Genomic DNA, 21,521 nt, shown 5'->3' on the forward strand with positions numbered 1-21,521 from the left:
ACCCCCCTCATGCCCCCGGCTCACGCCGGCCGGGGGCTCGTCGCGTAATCGGGCAGGCCGGGGATGCTGCTGACCTTCTGGCCTTCCTTGAGCATCCAGTTCAGCAGCAGCGGCCTCGACAGCAGGCCGTTGCGCAGCCGCAGACCCCTCGTGGTCCTCGGGGCGAGGAACGGGCCCGTGCGGTCGCCGCCCTTCTGGCAGCGCTGGGCGTAGTCGCGCAACACGGCCTCGTAGCGGGTGAAGGCGGCCCGGTGGTCGCCGTTCGCCCGGGCCAGCTCTCCGGCCAGGACGTACGCGGCGACGATCGCCGTTCCCGTGCCCATGCCGCCGATGGTGGCGCCGCAGGCCGCGTCGCCGATGAGGGCGATCCGGCCGGTGGACCAGGTGGGCACGTCCGAGCGGCTGATGGAGTCGAAGTACAGCTCGGGCGCCGCCCGCAGCGAGTCCAGCAGGCGCGGCACCTCCCAGCCCAGGTCCGAGAAGGCCCGCGTGACCAGGGACTTCTGCTGTTCGAGGTCCTGGCGGTCATAGTCCAGCCTCGGTGAGGCGAACAGCAGGAAGGCGCCCGCCAGCTCGGGGTCCCGGTAGTCGGCGCCGACGGCCGCGAGCCTGCCCGGGGTGTTGAGGCCGGTCACCCCCGTGCCGCCCTCCAGGCCCAGGTAGTTGGGGAGCCGCCAGGTGGCCGCGTAGTAGCCGAGGTGGCTGACGTACCGCGCCTCGGGGCCGAAGGCGAGGCGGCGGACGTGGGAGTGGATACCGTCCGCGCCGATCACGAGGTCGAACTCGCGTGGCGTGGAGTGCCGGAAGGTGACCCGTACGCCGGTCGGGGTCTCGGTCAGGGAGGCGATGGAGTCCCCGAAGAGGTACTCGGTGTACGGGGCGCTGTGCTCGTACAGCACGCGTGAGAGGTCGCCGCGCAGGACCTCGATGTCGCCCCCGGCGAACTCGGCGGGCAGGTGCAGGCGCTGCCGGCCGTGCTCGTCGATGAAGGTCATCGGGCTGCCACCGGTCCGTACGCGGCGCAGGTCGGGCAGCACGCCCATCCGGTCCAACACCGTCATGTGTGTGTCGCCCCGGAAGTCGACGGCCTGGCCGCCCTCTCGCAGGGCCGGGGCGAGTTCGACGACGGTCGGGGTGAAGCCGAGGCGGCCCAGCCAGAGGGCCAGGGCGGGTCCGGCGATGCTCGCCCCGGAGATCAGGACGGTCTTGCGCTGCTGGTCATGCATGTGCGGTTCCCCCTCGCGGACAGAAACTGTGTCCCATGGACACGGTTAACTATTGTGTACCATAGACACAGTTTTCTCGCAGGTACAACACGGCAGGCGGCATGACCGACGAACACACCCACACGGCACGGCTGTTGTGGGGACCGCACCCCCAGCCCACGCGCGGCCCCAAGCCGAAGCTCGACCTCCGGCGCATCGCGCACACCGGGATCGGGATCGCCGATGCCGAGGATCTCCCGGCGGTGTCGATGCAGCGCCTCGCCGGCGAGCTCGGTGTCACGAAGATGGCGCTGTACCGCTATGTCCCGGGCAGGACCGAGCTGGTCGCCCTGATGCTCGAGGAAGCGGTCGGCCCGCACCCCTCGCCCGATGCGCCGCTCGGCGGCTGGCGGGAGGAGCTCGACCACTGGGCCCGCCGCTTGCTCGAGGTGTTCTGCCGCCACCCCTGGGCGGCGGAGGTCGCGGTCCGACCCCGGGTCATGGGCCCGGCCGAGCTTGGCTGGATGGAGTACGCGGTCTCCGCGCTGGACGGCACGGCCCTCACCGGTGCCGAACGGCTGGACGCAGTGGTCCTGCTCGCCGGACACGTCCGCGCCACGGCCCAGCACCTGCGCGCGGCAGGCCCGGTCGGAAGTCCGGAGGCTCAGCTCGGTTCACTGCTCGCGGAGTTGCTCGGAGCCCACGCGGAACGCTTCCCGGCCCTGTGCGCCGCCTTCACCTCCGTGGGCGAGTCGGGCGGGGGCGACCAGGCATGGGAGTTCGGACTGCGGAGCATCCTGGACGGGCTGGCGGCGCTCATCGAGCACGATCGCGACTGACACAGGCGCCGCACGCAACTCACGCCGGGGCGCCGGCCGGCGAGATCCCTCCCGCGGCGCCACGCATCCTGCACGGGCCGCTACACGGATCAGTCCGCCCTGGGCTGCCAGGAAGCACTCTGCCGCACCGCCACCACGGCGACCACGCCCTGCGGACGGCGGCAGTCCTGATGGCAGTCTTGCGCTGCATTCGCGCGTTCCCTTCCCCCGTGAAACCTTGACTGATCCGGCGCAGGGCATGGGTAAGGATGGCACCCCCTCGCCTGGCGACGTGGCGGTGCGACGACGCATGCCCTCTCAGCCGCAAGAGGGAACGCAAGCGCGGACACCGTCCAACGCGTAGACATCTGGCCACGTTTGGCCATACAAAACGACCACCACATGCATCACACCGGTCATACGGAGTGACGGGGCGCGCCGTCGTGGTCCGTGCGGCGGCGTCCAGTTGAGGGATACGCGGGAGCCGTCACCATCACCCTGACCTGCGAGGATGCGACACCAGTACACCGCCTGAGGCATATGCCCTATTTATATCGCCCGCGTGTTCTGACGCTTTGGATTGACTTGTCCGCTCATGATCTTTCCGGCCGGACAACCCGCTCACGGCTTGGGTTTTCGGTGATCAGCGGATGATCGATCCTGGTACGAACGGAGCCCCAGCCTGATGACACTACAAACCCGCACCACGGCCCGCAGGCGAAACGCGTCGCGACTGGTCGCCGCAGCGGCGTGTGCGGTTCTGCTCCAGGTGGCCGGTGGCGTACCGGCCGCGTCGGCGACCGTCGCCGCCGGGCACCACGCCGGCACCCGCGCCGTACCGGCCGACTGCCTGGCACAGAACGCCTACATCCTGGCCGGGCCCAAGGGCCGTTCCGAGGGCACGTCGGTGCAGCAGGTGGATCTGGGCACGGGGGTGCGGACCGAGATCGGCAACTTCACCGTGCCCGCCGGGGTCGCGGTGAACGGACTCGGAATGATGCCGGGCGGCGAGGTCGCCTGGGCGGTGTCCGAGGAAGAGGACTCCGGGACCGGGACGCAGACCGTGTTCCGGCTCGACCTGAACACCAACACCACGACCACCTTCGCCGGTGCGGCCAAGATCGGCGACGGAAGTGCGCGGGAGACCGTGCGTGGGGCGATGAACCCGACCAACGGCTGGTTCTACTACTCCCACTCCATGGAGAACCCGAACGACGAGAACCGACCGACCACCCAGGTCATCTACGCCTTCGACACCGTGAACAACGTCAGCGTCGGCGCCGTCGGCACGCTGACCGACCCGCAGTTCAACGGCAGTTCCGGCGACATGGTCTTCGACTCCGCGGGCAATCTGTACGTGGTCATCTCCACCCCCGAGAAGCTCGCCACCGGCGGGATCAACTCGGCGCTCGTACGCATCAACGAGGATCTGCCCACCACCCCTGGCAACATCGCCCTGACGGCGGACCTGCTCGCCGACCTGCCGAACGGCGCCGCATACGGCGTCACCCTCGGCGCGGACGGATACCTGTACACCACCCGGGCCCGGGTGACCCCCGCCGGCGAGCTGTTCAAGATCAACCCGAACAGCGGGGCCCTGGTCTCCAGCACGCAGATGACCACCCCGGCCGACAAGGAACCGACCCCGGTCGACGCCGGCAACTGCTCGTACGGGCCCAACATCGCCTCCCAGGCGGACATTCCCGAACGTGCGCAGCCGAACGACCAGTTCACGGTGACGATCACTGGGAACGGCATCACCTCGGGCAACTCAGGCACCACGGCAGGCTCGGACACCGGCCCCCAGAACACCCCGCCCGAGATGGCCGGCCCGCTGCCCGGTGTCGTGGGCGCGACCTACACCTTCACCCAGGAGCCGGCGAGCGGCACCGACCCGGCGGACTACACCACCACCTACCAGTGCGTGGACACCGCGCACAGCAACACGCTGCTGACCGAGGGCTCCGGCACCTCGTTCCAGTACACCGTGCCGGCGTCATCCGACACCCGCGGCGTGGCCGTGCTCTGCACGTTCACCAACACGCCCGAGGCGGCGCCGCCCGAGCCGTCCACACTCCAGGTCGACAAGACGGCCGTCGTGCGGGACACCGCGATCGGCCGTACGGTCACCTACACCCTCACGGTCACCAACGCCAGCACCAACCCTGCCACCGGGGTCCGGGCCGAGGACGACCTGTCCGACGTGGTCGACAACGCCACGTACAACAACGACGCGGCGGCGTCCACGGGCGGCGTGACCTACGAGGTCCCGAAGATGATCTGGACCGGCGACCTCGAGCCGGGTCAGACCGCGACCATCACCTACTCGGTGACCGTCGAGCCCGACGACCAGCTCGTCAACAACGTCACTGTCACGGCGCCGAACAGCAACTGCCCCGGTGACCCGCAGTGCACCACGTCCACCACGACACCCGTCGGCGACGACCCCGACCCGGGTGTGACGGCAGCCGACTGAACCGGCCCGGAACACCGGAACAACCTGGTCGAACCAGGGGCCGGCGGTGGCGCGGGAAGCGTCACCGCCGGCCGCCGCCGCCCGCAGCGCGGCAGCTCGTCGGCGCGCGGCAGCAGCATCGGCGGCGCACCCCCGAGGTGCGCATGGACGATCCGCAGCCTCGGGAAGCGGCGCGGGATTCCCTCCAGCATCAGGTGCATCGCGCAGATGGTGTCCTCCATGGGCGCGCCGACCATCCACCGCATGTGGTTGTCGGCGATCAGCGGGGTCCCGGCGTCCTGGCCCGCCGGGTGGAGGCCGAGGACCGAGCCCCGGTGGGCCAACTCCTCGAAGAGCGGCCGGAAGAGGGGGTCGCCGAGGCTGCGCCCGAGGACCGGCGTCGTGGCCCGGTGTCCACCGGAGGCCGGCGCACCGCTCCCTGACCGGGCCCGGGACTTGAGCTTCGGGCTTCGGGATCCGGGCTTCGAGCCCTGCTCTGACGGAATGGGATCAGGGCTTTAACCCGCCCACCCACCCCGCGAGTTGACTTTGCGCGATGCATTTGCCACACACGGTCATCAGGGTCTAGCTTGTCCGCCAAACGAATCAGCCCCCGGCAGGTGCGCCAACACCTGCGGGGGCTTGACCAACGAGATCGAATCGAGCGATCCGATGGCTGACAGCCAGTTTAGTTCCCCTTCTCTGCCCGCGCACGAGTCCGGGCACCCCATGGCCAGGCCGGGATACGGCAAGCGGCCTGTTTCCGGCCAACCCGCTCCCACGGCCCATGACTTCGTGCATCTTCCGCGGCGGGAAGAGGGCATCGCCTGGTACATCGAGCGGCTCGGCGACGGGGCGGACATCTCCGCGAAGACCCTGGCCGCAGAGCTCCCGTACGGCCAGTGCGCCATGCGCACCGCCCTCAACCGCCTCCAGGCCGCCGGTCATCTTCGGCGCGGACGCGAGCATCTGGCCGGAGGGCGCTGGATCACCCGAACGTGGTGGTCGCGCGTGCCCCGCGACGACGGATGGTGGGCGGCGTTCCGCCGAGGCGACGTCCCGGAGGACGGGTCCCGACACGTGGCCGGGGACGTGACGGAGGACGCGTCCCGGGACGTGACAGGAGACATGGCCGGGGGCGAGGCCGGGGACGCGCTCGCACAGCACCGGGCACGGCCGACCCGCTCCCGCGCGGTGATCCTGCTGGTGGCACTGGCCCGCGAAGCCCCGGCACTGACCCTCTCGGCCATCGAGTGCGCCCGGCTGGGCCCCCTGGTCGACGAGTGGTTCGAGCGCGGCGCCACCGAACGGGACGTCCTGCGCGCCCTGACCGACGGCCTGCCCTCCCCCATCCACCACCCCGCAGGCCTCGTGCGCTCCCGGCTCATCAGCAAACTCCCACCCGAACCGGCGCCCGCTCGCCCGCCCCTGCGTCTCCTCGAATGCGGCAGATGCGGCGCCCCCGCCCTCGCCGAAGCCCTGCGCGACGGCGACTGCGGCCCCTGCCGAGGCGCGTCGGCCCCGCCATCCCGGGGATACGCCGCGGCGCTGTCCCCTGCCGAGGTGCGGGCCCACATGTCCCAGGTCCGCGCGGCGGCGGGCCGGCCACGGGCACATGCGGACCGCTCACCCTGAGGAGCTCACACCGACCCGGGCCACCGTGGACATGGAGCAGTAGTAGAAGTCGCGGTCCCAGCCGGGCGAGGGGAAGCACACGGACTGCATCAGGCTCGGCACCCGGGCCCGGCCGCGCTCCGCCCCGGTGGTCAGGTCGAGGAGCACGGCATCCTCGCCCGTCAGCCGCCCCAGTGCCCCGGAGAGCGCGGGCGCGCGCAGGGCGAAGGCGATGGCGTCTCCCGTCGCCGCGAGCACGCGCGCCCCGGCGCGGGTTCCCCTGGGAGGACGCTGCCGCTGGTCGTACGCCATGAGTTCGCCGGTGTCGGCCCAGCGCAGCAGATGGCCGGCCGTGTTCATCCGCTGCGACCACAGGTGCGTCAACGGCTCCCCGGGGCGTGCGTGAAACGCCGTCAGCACGCCGTTGGCGGAGTCGTAGCCGACGGCCACACCGCGCTCGGGGTCCACCAGCGGGGGGTTGGTGGCGGCGCCCCACGGCAGGCCGCAGATCTCGGCACGGCGGTGGTCGCCCGGATCGGAGAGGCTGACCGCGTGCAGACGCACCGGGCCGCGGTCGCGCGCGGCTCCGCGCATGGTGCCGCGGTACCGGTGCCGCCCCTGGTCGAGGAACCAGATGCGCTCACCGGCGAGCACGGGATCCCATCCGTGTCCCTGCCCGGGGGCGTCGCGGTAGGCCACCGACCAGTCGTCGTCCCTGACGAGCCTGCCTGCGGCGGAATCCCAGCGCACCCGGTGGACGCGGTGCGAACCGACGGCGTACACCTCGTCGCCCCGGGCCGCCAGCCTGGCTATCACGGGTTCGCCGAGCGGCAGCGTGTCCCGGTCCTTCAGAGTGAGCGGGTCCAGTGCCCGCAGGGTCGCGGGGGCTCCCTCGGTGACGTCGAAGTCCTTGAGCACCAGCGTGCCGTCGGGCATCGCCACGAAGGAGTTGTGCGGCCGCGGCGCGGGCAGTTCGCGCCGGGCGAGGACGTCGAGCGTCTCGGGATCCAGGCGGTGCGCGTGGCGGCCTGCGACCACGACGACCGCGCCGTCGGCGACCGCACCGATGCCGCCCATCCAGAACGGGCCTGCCGGCAGGTGCCCTGAGGAGGCGAGCGGTTCCAGGGTGCGCGGGTCGAGGCGCTCGACGACCGTCCTGGACGGGCTGCTGGAGATCCGCGCTCCGAACAACCCCCGCAGCAGGTACAACTGGCCGGGGGCGCGCTGGATGAGCATCTGCGCACCGCGCGCCTCGCGGCAGGCCCGTACCCTCAGCTGCTCCCCCGGCGCGATCCGCGGCCCTGCCGCGGAGGGAGCCTGGCCTCGAGTGGGGCCGCCGTCCTCGGCCGGCCAGGGTGAGCCGTAGTAGCCGCTGCCGGCACCTTTCACCGTGTCTCTCCTGCTCGTCACGCCTCATTGCTGTTACCTGTGGTAATCCAACCCTTTCGAGCGGACCGGGGGAAGGGGTCGGCCGGCATCGGATGCCACTTCCGAAGCGCCCCGGCCCCGCACCAGCAGGGTCCCCATCACGGTGCGGCGGTGCAGGACCGCGCGGCCGGCGCGGGTGGTGGGGGCGAGTTGTTCCCGGTCGCGCGGCAGGGCATCGACCGGCCGCTGCTGCTCCTCGGGACCGACGGCTTCCAGGACGAGCGGTTCGAGCGGTCCTGGTCGGCACTGCTGAGCCGGTCCCCGGGATGCGTCGCCCGTCGGCGGCTCGGCCACGCCAGCCACTGGGTGTTCACCGACTACGCGGCCCTCGTACCGCAGTTGGCGGCGGCGGGGCTGATGACCGCGGAGGGCCGGGCGGCCATGGTCGGCGGGATCGACCCGGTCGTGTCGGTGCCGTGGGTACGGGAGCGGTTGCGCGCTTTCTTCGTCCGGTACGTGGGCGGGGCGATGAGCTGGCGGGACCGCGGCGGCGACCTGGCGGGGGGCTGACGGCTGCCTGGTGCGGGTCAGGCGGAGGCCCCGCGTCCGCCAGGCGGGGCCCGGCGGATGAAGCCACCCGTGTGCACCAGAAGTTCAGGCCAAAGCACGCTGCGTCCTGAACCGGATCAGTGCCGATCAGAATCGGACTCACGGAGGTACGCCGGAACAATTTGCGGTGGGATGGTCCGGATACGGCAGTTGTGGGCATCGCAGTCGGCAGTATCCGTCCTGGAGGCAAGTATGGAAGGCTTCACCGCTCCCGTCTCTTTGGAGTCCGACCTAGGGGCCCCGGCCCTGGAGACTTCGGTATGCCGGTGCGGCGCCCGGGCCCCGCTGAGCGAGACCCCGCCCGGGTCGGCGGAGGAGCGGTTCCGGGGACTGCTGGAAGCGGCGCCTGACGCGATGGTGATCGTGGACGACGCCGGGACCATCCGGCTCGTCAACGCCCAGACCGAGGCGCTCTTCGGCTACCAGCGCGACGAATTGCTCGGACGACCCGTCGAGATCCTCGTACCCCAGCGCTTCCGCGACACCCACGCCTCCCATCGCGACAGCTACACCGACAACAGACAGGTACGCCCCATGGGCGCCGGACTCGAACTCCACGGCGTACGCAGGGACGGCACCGAGTTCCCCGTCGAAATCAGCCTCAGCCCACTCGAAACCACCGACGGACTCCTCGTCTCCGCCGCCGTACGCGACGTCAGCGAACGCAAGGCGGCGGAGGAAAGGTTCCGTTCGTTACTGGAGTCCGCCCCTGACGCGATGGTGATCGTGGACGACGCCGGGACCATCCGGCTCGTCAACGCCCAGACCGAGGCGCTCTTCGGCTACCAGCGCGACGAATTGCTCGGACGACCCGTCGAGATCCTCGTACCCCAGCGCTTCCGCGACACCCACGCCTCCCATCGCGACAGCTACACCGACAACAGACAGGTACGCCCCATGGGCGCCGGACTCGAACTCCACGGCGTACGCAGGGACGGCACCGAGTTCCCCGTCGAAATCAGCCTCAGCCCACTCGAAACCACCGACGGACTCCTCGTCTCCGCCGCCGTACGCGACGTCAGCGAACGCAAGACGGCGGAGATCCAGCTCACCGCCCTCTACGAGCAGCAGCGGCATGTCGCCCTCACTCTCCAGCGCAGTCTCATGGGCACCCCGCCCGATGTTCCCGGACTCACCACGGCCAGCCGCTACCTGCCCGCGACGCAGGGCGCGGGTGTCGGGGGCGACTGGTTCGACCTCGTGCCGCTGGGGGCGGGGCGGGTCGGCATCCTCATCGGCGATGTCATGGGACGCGGACTCGAAGCCGCCGCGATCATGGGGCAGTTGCGCTCCGCGGCGCACGCCCTCGCGAAGACCGGGATGCAGCCGCGCCAGCTCATGCAGTCCCTGGACGCCATCGTCGCCGAGCTGGACGGCCCCGACCAGCTCGTCACCTGCTGCTATCTGGTCCTGGCCCCGGACGCGGGCGAGGTGACCGTGTGCTCGGCGGGCCATCTGCCCGCCCTGGTCGCCGAACCGAGCCTGCCGGTGCGGGCGCTCGACGCGCCGGTGAGCGTGCCGCTGGGCGTGGGTGACCACCTCCACCAGCAGACCACCCTGGCAGTCGCGCCGGGCTCCAGTCTCGTCCTGTTCACGGACGGGTTGATAGAGACCCCCGACGGCGATATCGAGGACCAGCTCGACGCACTGGTCGCCGCACTGGACAAGGCCTTCATGTCCACGTCCGACCTGGAGGCCGCGGTGGACGACGTGCTCTCCTCCGTGCTGCCCGCCACCGAAGACCACCACGACGACGTGACCCTGCTCATCGCCCAGCTTCCCGCCGCTCCCCTGGCCACCGCCTCGACCAAGCTGCCTGCCACCGCCGCCTCGGTGTCCAAGGCACGCGCATTCCTCACCACCGCGCTGCGCTCCTGGGGCTGCGACGACCTGGTCGACAACGCCCAGCTCCTGGTGTCCGAGGTGGTCACCAACGCCATCAGACACGGTCAGGGCCCGGTACGGCTGTGCATGCGCCGCAACGCGACGGAGCTGACGGTGGAGGTGAGCGACAGCAGCCACCATCTGCCGCAGCCGCGGATCGCCGAAGCGGACGACGAGTCGGGGCGCGGGCTGATCCTGGTCGAAACCCTGGCCGGGAGCTGGGGGGTACGGCCGAATGACGACGGCAAGACGACGTGGTTCACGCTGCTGCTGAGGGGCGTGTCACCGCTCGCCGTGTGAGCGCGTTCAGCGCGAGCGGGCGACGAAAAGGCGGGGCACAAAAAACACGAGGGCGGCACCCCCCTGGGAGTGGGGGTGCCGCCCTCGTTTCAGGACGGTCGATCAACCTTCGCCCGAAGCCCGGAGACGTGAAGCCCTGAGCCCGGAACGTTCAGGTCGATCAGAAGTCCATGTCACCGCCGGGCATGCCACCCGGAGCAGCCGCAGCGGACTTCTCCGGCTTGTCGGCGATGACGGCCTCGGTGGTGAGGAACAGCGCGGCGATGGAGGCCGCGTTCTGCAGCGCGGAGCGCGTCACCTTCGCCGGGTCGATGATGCCCTCGGCGACCAGGTCGACGTACTCGCCGGTCGCGGCGTTCAGGCCGTGACCCGGGGTCAGGTTGCGCACCTTCTCCACCACGACACCGCCCTCGAGGCCGGCGTTGACGGCGATCTGCTTCAGCGGGGCCTCGAGCGCCAGCTTGACGGCGGCGGCACCGGTGGCCTCGTCGCCCTCGAGCTCCAGCTTCTCGAAGACCTGGGAGGCCTGGAGCAGGGCCACGCCGCCACCGGCGACGATGCCCTCCTCGACGGCCGCCTTCGCGTTGCGAACGGCGTCCTCGATGCGGTGCTTGCGCTCCTTGAGCTCCACCTCGGTCGCGGCACCGGCCTTGATGACGGCCACGCCGCCGGCCAACTTCGCAAGGCGCTCCTGGAGCTTCTCGCGGTCGTAGTCCGAGTCGGAGTTCTCGATCTCGGCGCGGATCTGGTTGACGCGGCCCTGGACCTGCTCGCTGTCACCGGCACCGTCGACGATGGTCGTCTCGTCCTTGGTGATGACGACCTTGCGGGCGCGGCCCAGCAGGTCGAGACCGGCGTTCTCCAGCTTGAGGCCGACCTCCTCGGAGATGACCGTGCCACCGGTGAGGATGGCGATGTCGCCGAGCATGGCCTTGCGGCGGTCACCGAAGCCCGGGGCCTTGACGGCGACGGACCGGAAGGTGCCGCGGATCTTGTTGACGACCAGGGTCGACAGGGCCTCGCCCTCGACGTCCTCGGCGATGATCAGCAGCGGCTTGCCCGACTGCATGACCTTCTCCAGCAGCGGGAGCAGGTCCTTGACCGAGGAGATCTTGGAGTTGACGATCAGGATGTACGGGTCCTCCAGCGAGGCCTCCATACGCTCCATGTCGGTGGCGAAGTACGCCGAGATGTAGCCCTTGTCGAAGCGCATACCCTCGGTGAGCTCCAGCTCCAGACCGAAGGTCTGGGACTCCTCGACGGTGATGACGCCTTCCTTGCCGACCTTGTCCATCGCCTCGGCGATGAGCTCGCCGATCTGGGTGTCGGCGGCGGAGATGGAGGCGGTGGAGGCGATCTGCTCCTTGGTCTCGACCTCCTTGGCCTGGTCGAGCAGCGCACCGGAGACGGCCTCGACGGCCTTCTCGATACCGCGCTTCAGAGCCATCGGGTTGGCGCCGGCCGCCACGTTGCGCAGGCCCTCGCGGACCAGCGCCTGGGCGAGAACCGTCGCGGTGGTCGTACCGTCACCGGCGACGTCGTCCGTCTTCTTGGCGACTTCCTTGACCAGCTCGGCGCCGATCTTCTCGTAAGGGTCCTCGAGCTCGATCTCCTTGGCGATGGAGACACCATCGTTGGTGATCGTGGGGGCGCCCCACTTCTTCTCGAGGACGACGTTCCGGCCCTTGGGGCCAAGAGTGACCTTGACGGCGTCGGCGAGCTGGTTCATCCCGCGCTCGAGACCGCGCCGTGCCTCCTCGTCGAACGCGATGATCTTGGCCATGTGAAGTGGTCCTCCCGGACTTGGGGGTCTCCCCGTGCCCGCGCAGGGCTACGGGGGAGGATGCTTCCGGACCGCGCTGGTGCCCGCGACGGACGGCCTGCACGCCTTGTGGTTCCTTGCCCCACTCGGCCTGCGAGCCTCACCGACCCGGTCCTTCGTTGTCACTCTCACTCGTAGAGTGCTAACGCCAATGATTAGCACTCGGACCCCTCGAGTGCAAGCGGCTTCGAAGAAGCCTCGACCAGGGGTGGTGGTCGGGCGACGGGCGGGAGCGAACGGCTCCGAAGAATCCTCGACGGAGCCACCGACGTGCTGGACGCGGGCAGCACGGAGGGCCCGCACCCCCTTGGTACGGGCCCTCCGTGACGTGATGCGCAGGTCTCCAGTCCGGCGCTTCAGCCGGCCAGCCGGACCATGTCCGCCTGCGGCCCCTTCTGACCCTGCGAGATCTCGAACTCGACCCGCTGGCCCTCCTCCAGGGTGCGGTACCCGTCCATCTGGATCGCGCTGTAGTGGACGAAAACATCCGCACCACCGTCGACCGCGATGAAGCCGTACCCCTTCTCCGCGTTGAACCACTTGACGGTGCCCTGAGCCATGCCTAACTCCCCTATTACTGGCCCTTGCACAGGACCGCACTTCGCGGACCCGGGTCAGAACTCGCCCACGAAGAGTTCCCGTGAGCTCCCGTGCAGGAAGCAGCGAGGAACCCCTGTGAACGTGCGCCGGAACGCGTCGACCGCGGCTGAATGTATCTGTCCAACTGCCCTCTGCAACAGGTCAAACGGACGAGAAATCTGAGCATGGCTGATCGGGCAACCATGCCCAACTCCGAGCAATCCCGGGCAAGTCAGGCCGGGCAAAGCGCACAAAACGCGCAAGTAGCTCGAACACTTTGGCTGTTTCTTGTCGCGCGCGGTCGCATTCTCATATGCCCACGGCACAACCCAGCGAGGGGAGATGACCCCAACTCTACCGTGCGGCGTTCAACGGAATCGCCCCCTCCGCAGAGCTTGCGGAGGGGGCGCACCGGGTGACGGAACGTGCTGTACGCAGGGTCAGGAACGTGCCGTACACAGGTCGGAAAGGGCCGTTCAGGGGGTGTCCGAGCGCGGCTCACCCACCCGCGACGGCGGGGATGATCGACACACCGGCGCCGTCCGGCGTCGCCGTCTCGAGGCCCTGCTCGAAGCGCACGTCGTCGTCGTTGACGTAGACGTTCACGAAGCGGCGCAGCTTGCCCTGGTCGTCCAGCACCCGGGCGGCGATTCCGGTGTGGTTCTTCTCCAGGTCGGCGATGACCTCGCCGAGTGTCGTGCCCTCCGCCGCGACCTCGGAGCGGCCCCCGGTGTAGGTGCGCAGGATGGTGGGGATGCGGACGTTGACGCTCATGCGAGGCCAGCCTCTCGGAAGGAGTCCAGGTTCGGGCGGATGACGGCGGTCATACCCGTGGTCGGGACCACCGCGTCGAGGGTCTTGAGGCCATCACCCGTGTTGACGACCACCGTGGTGAGCGACGGGTCGATGACTCCGGCCTCGATCAGCTTCTTCGCCACGCCGAGGGTGGTACCACCAGCGGTCTCGGTGAAGATGCCCTCCGTACGGGCCAGCAGCTTGACCGCTGCCACGATCTCCTCGTCCGTGACGTCCTCGACCGCTCCGCCCGTGCGGCGGCAGATGTCCAGGACGTAGGGTCCGTCCGCCGGGTTGCCGATCGCCAGCGACTTCGCGATGGTGTCGGGCTTCTGCGGCCGTACGACGTCGTGGCCCGCCTTGAAGGCCACGGACACCGGGGAGCAGCCCTCGGCCTGGGCGCCGAAGATCTTGTACGGCTTGTCCTCGACGAGCCCCAGCTTGATCAGCTCCTGGAGCCCCTTGTCGATCTTGGTGAGCTGGGAGCCCGAGGCGATGGGGATGACGAGCTGGTCGGGCAGCCGCCAGCCGAGCTGCTCGCAGATCTCGTAGGCCAGGGTCTTGGAGCCCTCGGCGTAGTACGGGCGCAGATTGACGTTGACGAAGCCCCAGCCCTCGCCGGCCGGGTCGCCGATGAGCTCGGAGCAGAAGCGGTTGACTGCGTCGTAGTTGCCCTCGATGCCGATGAGCTCACCGCCGTAGACCGCGGCCATGACGACCTTGCCCTGCTCCAGGTCGTGCGGGATGAACACGCAGGACCGGAATCCGGCCCGGGCCGCCGCGGCGCCGACCGCGCCCGCGAGATTGCCGGTGGAGGAGCAGGACAGGGTGGTGAAGCCGAAGGCGCGGGCGGCCTCGATGGCCTGCGCGACCACGCGGTCCTTGAAGGAGTGGGTCGGGTTTCCGGAGTCGTCCTTCACATACAGCGCGCCGGTGACGCCCAGCTCACGGGCGAGGTTGTCGGCCTTGACCAGCTTGGTCCAGCCCGGGTTCAGATTGGGCTTGTCCGCCACGTCGGCGGGGACGGGCAGCAGCGGGGCGTAGCGCCAGATGTTGGCCGGACCGTTCTCGATCCGCTTGCGCAGGCTCTCCGGGTCGCCGGTCGGCAGGTCGTACGCCACTTCGAGGGGGCCGAAACAGAGCTGGCAGGCGAAGACGGGGCCGAGCGGGACGGTCTCGCCGCACTCGCGACAGGAGAGGCCGGAGGCGGGTCCGAGGTCGACGGTGCCGGGGGTTTCGGGGGTGGCGTCGGTCTGTACAGCCATGGAGGGGAGGCCCTTTCTCCTCATCTTCCTCATGGCGCATCTCGCCATGAGACGGATTTGGCACCTTCCCTAGCCGGGAGCCTCGATTGCGCCGCGGTGACGACACCGAGCAACGAGACCGGCTGGAGGGTTGCCGGGGCTTCAACGGGCCGTATCCCTCTGCCCCTCTGGATGAGCGGTATGTGATTGTCGGCGGGTGCGACGTGCGCTGGTGCGCGATGCGCGCCGTGCTGTCGGTGCGATCGGCATGCGATGGTCGTCCGCGTTGTTCAAGACTGTAACCGACCCCCCGGGCCGCTGAGACGGGTCGTCCGATCCGCGAGACAGAGAGATGGAGATCACGTGCTGGAAGAGGTGGAGCGCTGGCTTGCACGGCGGTCCTGGTCCGTGGCCGACCGCCCGCTCGACCGGCTCGTCGCCGCGAAGCGCGCGGCCCGGCACGGCGGCACGGTCAGCGTGGTGCTCCCAGCCCTGAACGAGGAGGCGACGGTCGGCGAGATCGTCGGCGTCATCCGGCGCGAGCTGATGACGGACGAGGTGCCGCTGGTGGACGAGCTGGTGGTGGTGGACTCCGGCTCGACGGACCGTACGGCCGAGGTGGCGGCGAAGGCGGGTGCGCGGGTCGAGCACCGCGACGCGATACTCCCGCGGCTTCCGGCGCTGCCCGGCAAGGGTGAGGTGCTGTGGCGCTCGCTGCTGGTCACCAGCGGGGAGATCGTCTGTTTCGTGGACGCGGACCTCAGGGAGTTCTCGGCGGACTTCGTCACCGGGATCGTCGGACCCCTGCTGACCGAGCCGGATGTGCACTTCGTGAAGGCGATGTACGACCGCCCGCTCGGGGACACGCCCGGCCAGGGCGGTCGGGTGACCGAGCTGGTGGCCAGGCCGCTGCTCAACCTGCACTGGCCGCAGCTCGCCGGTTTCGTCCAGCCGCTGGGCGGGGAGTACGCGGCCCGGCGCTCACTGCTGGAGCGGCTGCCTTTCCCGGTCGGCTACGGGGTGGAACTCGGGCTGCTGGTGGACGCGCTGCACACGGTCGGGCTCGACGCGCTGGCCCAGGTCGACGTGGGCGTGCGGCTGCACCGGCACCAGGACGGGCAGGCGCTGGGCAGGATGGCGGCGGCGATCTACCGGACGGCTCAGCTGCGGCTTTCGCGTGGGCATTTGGTGCGCCCGGCGCTGACGCAGTTCGAGCGCGGCGAGGACGGTTTCGTACCGCGGACGCATGAGGTGGACACGGAGGAACGGCCGCCGATGGCGGAGATCGCGGAGTACGCGGCGCACCGGGCGGCGTGACGCACGGAGGCGGCTCGGCGGCGGGCCGCGGGGTGGCCGGCGTGACCGCGGAGGCGCCGAGCCAGGGTGCGGCGGGCGTGACCCTCGCGGGCGCCGGGCGCGGCGTGCGCAGCAGGAGCAGTGAGATTGTCTACCTTGCCCAGATATGACCCATTCACCGAGATCTCCCCGCCCACCCCTCTTCCTCCTCTTCCTCCTCTCCGTCCTCGTCTGCGCCTCGGCTGTGCTGCTGACCCCGGGCCCGGCAGCCGCCGACACGGGCGGACTCGCCGCGCCCCGGGCCCGGACCGAGCGGCTGTGGCTGCTCGGCGGTGTCGCCGTGACGCTCACGGCGGCCGGGGTGATCGCGATGGTCGCGACCCGCGGCAACCGCCGCCGGGACCCCTGAAACCGGACAGCACACCTGGCCGGGCCGCCCGTCCGGGCCTCTGTACGTTTGAGCGGATACCTCACGGGCTAGGTTGCCGACATGGTCTCCGAGCGCGCGGCGCAGGTACTCGTCGCCTCCAACCGCGGTCCGGTCACATACGCCTTCCGTGAGGACGGCACGCTGGACGCCCGGCGCGGCGGCGGCGGTCTGGTCTCCGGACTGTCGGCCATCGGCCCTGACGCGGGCGCCCTGTGGGTGTGCTCCGCGCTCGGCGACGGCGACCGCGAGGCGGTGCGCCGCGGAGTCGCGGAGCCCGGCGTGCTGATGCTCGACATCGACCCGGCCGTGCACGCGGACGCGTACAACGGCATCGCGAACTCGGTGCTGTGGTTCGTCCACCACATGCTGTACCAGACGCCGCTCGAGCCGGTGTTCGACCGGGAGTTCCGGCGCCAGTGGATCGCCTACGAGGGCTACAACCTCGCGTTCGCGCAGGCCCTGGCCGAGGCGGCCGGACCGGGCGCGGCGGTGCTCGTGCAGGACTACCACCTGGCGCTGGTGCCCGGGATGCTCCGGGAGCTGCGCCCCGACCTGCGTATCAGCCACTTCTCGCACACGCCCTGGGCGCCGCCCGAGTACTTCCGGATGCTGCCGGACGACATCGCGGAGCAGCTGCTGCTGGGCATGCTCGGAGCGAACCACCTGGGCTTCCTGACCCAGCGCTGGCTCGCCGCCTTCGAGAGCTGCTGCGAGGCGGTGCTCACGGACTACGACGTGGCCGCGTACTGGCCCAAGGACGACCAGCCGCACCTCGACTACCGGCTGCCCGACCACCGCCGCCGGCGGACCATGCTCGGGGTGCACGGACTCGGCGCGGACGCGGACTTCCTGCGGGAGCGGTCCCGGCAGACGGACGTGGACGAGCGGATGGCGGCGCTGCGCGAGCAGATCGGCGGGGACGGCAGCCGCAGGACGATCGTCCGGGTCGACCGCACCGAGCTGTCGAAGAACATCGTGCGCGGACTGCTGGCCTACCGGACCCTGCTGGACGAACACCCCGAGTGGCGCGAGCGCGTGGTGCACATCGCCTTCGCCTATCCGTCCCGCCAGGACCTGCCCGTCTACCGCGACTACACGGCGGAGGTCTCCCGGGTCGCCGAGGAGATCAACGCGCAGTACGGCACCCCCGGCTGGACCCCGGTGATCCTGCACGTCAAGGACGACTTCGCACGCTCGCTGGCCGCGTACCGGATGGCGGACGTGGCACTCGTCAACCCGATCCGGGACGGGATGAACCTCGTGGCCAAGGAGGTCCCGGTCGTCTCGGACGCGGGCTGCGCGCTGGTGCTGTCGCGCGAGGCGGGGGCGTGGGCGGAGCTGCGGGACGACGCGCTGGTGGTCAATCCGTTCGACGTCACCGGCACGGCCGACGCGCTGCACAGCGCGCTGACGATGCCGGATGACGAGCGGGCGGAGCGCGGCAAGCGGCTGGCCGCCGCTGCGACGGCGCTGCCCCCGCAGCGGTGGTTCCTCGACCAGCTAGCGGAGCTGGACGCGCTCGGCGAGGGCGGCGAGGAAGCCGACGAGCGCGGCCGGGCCTGACAGGACCAGATCGGCACGCTCGGCGAGCGCGGGGACCTCGGTCCCGCTGGCCAGCAGGAGCCCGGGGACCCCGTCGGAGCGAAGCTTCTCGACGGCGGCATAGGCGGCGAGATCGCCCAGGTCGTCGCCCGCGTACAGCACGGCTCCGGCCCGCTTCTCCTGCACGTACTCGGTGAGCGCGACACCCTTGTCCACCCCGGGCGGGCGCACTTCGAGGACCAGCCGGCCCGGCTCGACGATCAGCCCGTGCCGGGCGGCCAGCTCGGCGATCGGAGCCCGCAGCGCCTCGAACGCGCCCTCGGGATCATCGGCGCGGCGGGTGTGCACGGCGACCGCGCGCCCCTTGTCCTCGATCCAGGTGCCCTCCCGGGCACCGACGGCGGCGAGCACCCCTGGCAGCTCGGCGCGCACGGCGTCGACGCCCGGGTCAGGGGCGGGGGCGTGCACCTCCCCGCTGACGGCATCCCAGCGCTCGGCGCCGTAGTGCCCGAGGACGACGAGGTGCTCGAGCCCGGGGACCCCGGCGAAGCCCCCGTACCGTACGGCGACTCCGGCCGGGCGCCCCGTCAGCACGGCCACGGACGCGACACGCGGCGAGAGCGCGGAGAGCGCGGGGACGGCGCCGGGGTGGGCGCGGGCCTGCTCGGGGTCGGGCACGATCTCGGCGAGGGTGCCGTCGAAGTCCAGCGCGACCACGGTGTCCTGCGGCCGGTCGAGAATCAAGGCGAGGGCGTCACGCCCTGCGGGGGTACGGGGCTCCGGCAGTGCGGCATCGGCTTCATACGGGTGGCTGCCCATGCCTCCGACCCTAGCGGCGCTCCCGCCGCGCGTCCCGGACCCGGCGCAGCCGGTTGACGGTCACGGGGTCGTGTTCGGCCGCGCGGGGGTCGTCCAGCAGCGCGTTCAGCAGCTGGTAGTACCGGACCGGCGACATCCCGAGCCGCTCCCGTATCGCCCGCTCCTTGGCCCCGGGCCCGGGGTGGTCGCCCCGCTCCAGCGCGAGCACGGCGAGGGCGCGCGCGGAGAGCGGCTGAGCATCGGTCATACGAGCACGATAACGGTGCACGGGTGTGGGCGGGTTCGCGGTGCACGGCAAGGCAGCGCGGCCCCGCGGAGCGGGGAAAGCCCGCACGCCCGGCCCGTCCGGGGCCTGAGGACGAAGCCGTCGCGGGGTGCGGCACACCGAGAACCGGCCCACCTCGCACCCCGTCCGGCTCCTGAGGACAGCGGGCCACCCGCCCACTGCGCGCCGCGACACCACCCCACCGAACAGGGCAAGCCCGCATACGCAGCCCGTCCGGCGCTTGCGGACGGACACTCCGGATGACCCCCCGAGGCACCCCGCACCGCGAAACCCGCCAGCCCCGCACCGCACCGCAAGCACAGCCCACAGTGGACTAGACCTTTCCGAGGGTTCCGCGCCAGACTGTACGCGTGAGACACGTCATCGCCCTCGATGTGGGCGGCACCAGCATGAAGGGCGCCCTCGTCGGACCCGACGGAGCACTGCTCCACGAGGCACGCCGCGCGACCGGCCGCCACCGCGGCGCGGACGCGGTCGTCGGCGACGTACTGGGCTTCGCCGACGAGCTCCGCGCCCACGGCGAGGCCCGCCACGGCCACGCCCCCCTCGCCGCCGGCCTCGCCGTCCCCGGCATCGTCGACGCCGACCACGGCATCGCCGTCTACGCGGCGAACCTCGGCTGGCGTGACGTACCCCTGCGCGACCTGATGACGGAGCGGCTCGGCGGCGTGCCCGTCGCCCTCGGGCACGACGTCCGTGCCGGGGGCCTCGCCGAGGGCAGGCTCGGGGCGGGGCGCGGCGCCGAGCGGTTCCTGTTCGTGCCGCTGGGCACCGGCATCGCCGGGGCCATCGGCATCGGCGGCGCCATCGAGGCCGGGGCCCACGGCTGCGCGGGCGAGATCGGCCATGTAGTCGTACGCCCCGGCGGAGCCCTCTGCGGCTGCGGACAGCACGGCTGCCTGGAGACCCTCGCCTCCGCCGCCGCCGTGTCCCGCGCCTGGGCGACCGCGAGCGGAGCCCCCGACGCGGACGCCGCCGACTGCGCCAAGGCCGTCGCGTCCGGCGACCCCCGCGCCGTGCGGGTCTGGCAGGAGGCCGTCGAGGCGCTCGCGGACGGGCTGGTCATGGCGCTCACCCTGCTGGACCCCGGCACGCTGATCATCGGTGGCGGTCTGGCGGAGGCGGGGGAAACCTTGTTCTCACCCTTGCGGGACGCCGTCGGGGCGCGGATCACGTTCCAGAAGCCGCCCGCGATCGTCCCGGCCGCGCTCGGGGACACCGCCGGCTGCCTCGGCGCGGGCCTCCTCGCCTGGGACCTGCTGACCGCGACCGCGACCGCAACCGCAACCAAGGAGGTAACCGCCTGATGGCCGACCGGATGGTTCTCCAAGGCGCCCGGGTCGTACTGCCCACCGGGATCGCCGAGAACGGGCGGGTGATCGTCGACGGGCCCCGGATCGCCGGGCACGCCCCCGCCGCCACCCCCGCCGTCGACCTGTCCGGCCACTGGCTGGTCCCCGGATTCGTGGACCTGCACAACCACGGCGGCGGCGGTGCCTCCTTCACCTCCGGCAGCGCCGATGACGTACTCACCGGCGTACGGACCCATCGGCGGCACGGCACGACCACGCTGGTCGCCTCCACGGTCACGGGCGACATGGACTTCCTGACCCACCGGGCGGGGCTGCTCTCCGAGCTGGTCGAGCAGGGCGAGCTCGCGGGCATCCACTTCGAGGGGCCGTTCATCTCCCCCTGCCGCAAGGGCGCGCACAGCGAGATGCTGCTGCGCGACCCCGACCCGTCCGAGGTGCGCAAGCTGCTCGACGCGGCGCGCGGCACGGCGAAGATGGTGACGCTGGCCACCGAACTGCCCGGTGGCATCGAGTCCGTACGGCTGCTCGCCGAGCACGGGGTGATCGCGGCGGTCGGCCACACGGACGCCACGTACGAGCAGACGGTCGAGGCGATCGAGGCGGGCGCCACGGTGGCGACGCACCTGTTCAACGCGATGCCCGGGCTCGGGCACCGGGCACCGGGACCGGTCGCCGCACTGCTCGAGGACGAACGCGTGACCGTCGAGCTGATCAACGACGGCACCCACCTGCACCCCGCCGCCCTCGAACTCGCCTTCCACCGCGCGGGGCCCGCCCGGGTCGCGTTCATCACGGACGCCATGGACGCGGCCGGCTTCGGCGACGGCGTCTACCACCTCGGACCGCTGGAGGTCGAGGTCAGCGACGGGGTCGCCCGGCTGGTCGACGGCGGCTCGATCGCCGGGTCCACCCTCACTCTGGACACGGCCTTCCGGCGGGCGGCGACCGTCGACGGGCTGCCCGTCGAGGACATCGTGCGGGCGATCTCGGCCAATCCGGCGCGGCTGCTGGGCGTCTACGACCGGGTCGGCTCGCTCGAACCCGGCAAGGACGCGGACTTGGTCGTGCTGGACGCGGACTTCGCCCTCAAGGGCGTGATGCGCAAGGGCGCATGGGTGGTCGAGCCGGGCGTTTCCTGACAC

General features: G+C 71.1%; 19 protein-coding genes, 1 pseudogene and 1 riboswitch. Of the genes and pseudogenes, 11 read left to right on the plus strand and 9 right to left on the minus strand.

From position 1 onward, the window contains the following. Window positions 1-20: 20 nt before the first annotated feature. Window positions 21-1,226 carry an FAD-dependent monooxygenase gene (locus ABZ532_RS16080; protein WP_361283076.1) on the minus strand — a complete coding sequence of 402 codons (1,206 nt, stop codon included), beginning with the start codon at window positions 1,224-1,226 and terminating at the stop codon, window positions 21-23. A 101-nt stretch (window positions 1,227-1,327) separates the two neighbouring features. On the opposite strand from ABZ532_RS16080, the gene ABZ532_RS16085 reads away from it, so the two are divergent. Both ABZ532_RS16085 and ABZ532_RS16090 read left to right on the plus strand, forming a co-directional pair. After that, on the plus strand, window positions 1,328-2,044 hold the full coding sequence (locus ABZ532_RS16085; protein ID WP_361283078.1) for a TetR/AcrR family transcriptional regulator C-terminal domain-containing protein: 717 nt from the start codon (window positions 1,328-1,330) through the stop codon (window positions 2,042-2,044). Window positions 2,045-2,708: 664 nt separating this feature from the next. Next, a complete protein-coding gene (locus ABZ532_RS16090) occupies window positions 2,709-4,499 on the plus strand; it encodes a DUF11 domain-containing protein (RefSeq protein WP_361283080.1) in 1,791 nt (596 codons plus the stop codon). Window positions 4,500-4,645: 146 nt separating this feature from the next. Here ABZ532_RS16090 and ABZ532_RS16095 read toward each other — a convergent pair. Beyond that, window positions 4,646-4,822 (minus strand): annotated as a pseudogene (locus tag ABZ532_RS16095) (amidohydrolase); the annotation flags it as partial. Here ABZ532_RS16095 and ABZ532_RS16100 point away from each other — a divergent pair. After that, window positions 4,745-4,921 carry a hypothetical protein gene (locus ABZ532_RS16100; RefSeq protein ID WP_361283326.1) on the plus strand — a complete coding sequence of 59 codons (177 nt, stop codon included), beginning with the start codon at window positions 4,745-4,747 and terminating at the stop codon, window positions 4,919-4,921. The pseudogene ABZ532_RS16095 and the gene ABZ532_RS16100 overlap by 78 nt on opposite strands. 229 nt (window positions 4,922-5,150) lie before the next feature. Beyond that, entirely contained in the window at window positions 5,151-6,113 is a 963-nt protein-coding gene (locus tag ABZ532_RS16105; RefSeq protein WP_361283082.1) for a hypothetical protein, read from the plus strand. Here ABZ532_RS16105 and ABZ532_RS16110 read toward each other — a convergent pair. After that, entirely contained in the window at window positions 6,105-7,502 is a 1,398-nt protein-coding gene (locus tag ABZ532_RS16110) for a hypothetical protein (protein WP_361283084.1), read from the minus strand. The two genes, ABZ532_RS16105 and ABZ532_RS16110, sit on opposite strands and share 9 nt — an antisense overlap. 129 nt (window positions 7,503-7,631) lie before the next feature. Here ABZ532_RS16110 and ABZ532_RS16115 point away from each other — a divergent pair, with 129 nt between their 5' ends. Together ABZ532_RS16115 and ABZ532_RS16120 are read left to right on the plus strand one after the other, a co-directional pair. Further along, entirely contained in the window at window positions 7,632-8,030 is a 399-nt protein-coding gene (locus tag ABZ532_RS16115) for a hypothetical protein (protein WP_361283086.1), read from the plus strand. Window positions 8,031-8,261: 231 nt separating this feature from the next. Beyond that, a complete protein-coding gene (locus ABZ532_RS16120) occupies window positions 8,262-10,253 on the plus strand; it encodes a PAS domain S-box protein (RefSeq protein WP_361283088.1) in 1,992 nt (663 codons plus the stop codon). Window positions 10,254-10,413: 160 nt separating this feature from the next. Here ABZ532_RS16120 and groL read toward each other — a convergent pair whose 3' ends face one another. The 4 genes from groL to thrC all read right to left on the minus strand — a co-directional run bounded on the left by groL (window position 10,414) and on the right by thrC (window position 14,738). Then, the gene (gene groL / locus ABZ532_RS16125; RefSeq protein WP_361283090.1) at window positions 10,414-12,036 is read right to left on the minus strand and encodes a chaperonin GroEL; all 1,623 of its coding nucleotides are present in this window, start codon (window positions 12,034-12,036) and stop codon (window positions 10,414-10,416) included. A gap of 395 nt (window positions 12,037-12,431) precedes the next feature. Continuing rightward, window positions 12,432-12,635: a cold-shock protein gene (locus tag ABZ532_RS16130; RefSeq protein WP_009339379.1), complete on the minus strand. Its 204-nt coding sequence runs from the start codon at window positions 12,633-12,635 to the stop codon at window positions 12,432-12,434. 517 nt (window positions 12,636-13,152) lie between these two features. Then, the gene (locus tag ABZ532_RS16135; protein ID WP_361283092.1) at window positions 13,153-13,428 is read right to left on the minus strand and encodes a MoaD/ThiS family protein; all 276 of its coding nucleotides are present in this window, start codon (window positions 13,426-13,428) and stop codon (window positions 13,153-13,155) included. After that, window positions 13,425-14,738 carry a threonine synthase gene (gene thrC / locus ABZ532_RS16140; protein ID WP_361283094.1) on the minus strand — a complete coding sequence of 438 codons (1,314 nt, stop codon included), beginning with the start codon at window positions 14,736-14,738 and terminating at the stop codon, window positions 13,425-13,427. The genes ABZ532_RS16135 and thrC overlap by 4 nt, the downstream gene beginning before the upstream one ends. Continuing rightward, a riboswitch (SAM riboswitch) is annotated at window positions 14,732-14,892 on the minus strand. Its footprint overlaps the gene before it by 7 nt. A 164-nt stretch (window positions 14,893-15,056) precedes the next feature. Between thrC and ABZ532_RS16145 the strand changes: the two genes are divergently transcribed. From ABZ532_RS16145 to ABZ532_RS16155, 3 genes are all read left to right on the plus strand, one after another. After that, window positions 15,057-16,010 (plus strand): glucosyl-3-phosphoglycerate synthase, encoded by a 954-nt coding sequence (locus ABZ532_RS16145; RefSeq protein ID WP_361283096.1) that lies wholly within the window; start codon window positions 15,057-15,059, stop codon window positions 16,008-16,010. A 145-nt stretch (window positions 16,011-16,155) separates the two neighbouring features. Further along, a complete protein-coding gene (locus tag ABZ532_RS16150) occupies window positions 16,156-16,398 on the plus strand; it encodes a hypothetical protein (protein WP_361283098.1) in 243 nt (80 codons plus the stop codon). A gap of 81 nt (window positions 16,399-16,479) precedes the next feature. Beyond that, window positions 16,480-17,982 (plus strand): trehalose-6-phosphate synthase, encoded by a 1,503-nt coding sequence (locus ABZ532_RS16155; protein WP_361283100.1) that lies wholly within the window; start codon window positions 16,480-16,482, stop codon window positions 17,980-17,982. On the opposite strand, the gene otsB is transcribed toward ABZ532_RS16155, so the two are convergent. Next, window positions 17,920-18,780, minus strand: coding sequence for a trehalose-phosphatase (gene otsB / locus ABZ532_RS16160; protein ID WP_361283102.1), 861 nt, complete (start codon window positions 18,778-18,780; stop codon window positions 17,920-17,922). The genes ABZ532_RS16155 and otsB overlap by 63 nt on opposite strands. Before the next feature lie 10 nt (window positions 18,781-18,790). Continuing rightward, on the minus strand, window positions 18,791-19,027 hold the full coding sequence (locus ABZ532_RS16165) for a DUF3263 domain-containing protein (protein ID WP_361283104.1): 237 nt from the start codon (window positions 19,025-19,027) through the stop codon (window positions 18,791-18,793). Window positions 19,028-19,416: 389 nt separating this feature from the next. On the opposite strand from ABZ532_RS16165, the gene ABZ532_RS16170 reads away from it, so the two are divergent. Then, on the plus strand, window positions 19,417-20,373 hold the full coding sequence (locus ABZ532_RS16170) for an ROK family protein (RefSeq protein ID WP_361283106.1): 957 nt from the start codon (window positions 19,417-19,419) through the stop codon (window positions 20,371-20,373). After that, window positions 20,373-21,518 carry an N-acetylglucosamine-6-phosphate deacetylase gene (gene nagA, locus ABZ532_RS16175; RefSeq protein ID WP_361283108.1) on the plus strand — a complete coding sequence of 382 codons (1,146 nt, stop codon included), beginning with the start codon at window positions 20,373-20,375 and terminating at the stop codon, window positions 21,516-21,518. The genes ABZ532_RS16170 and nagA overlap by 1 nt, the downstream gene beginning before the upstream one ends. Window positions 21,519-21,521: the final 3 nt, after the last annotated feature.

It is taken from the genome of Streptomyces sp. NPDC019396 (genome assembly GCF_040632375.1).
Taxonomy (GTDB): domain Bacteria; phylum Actinomycetota; class Actinomycetes; order Streptomycetales; family Streptomycetaceae; genus Streptomyces.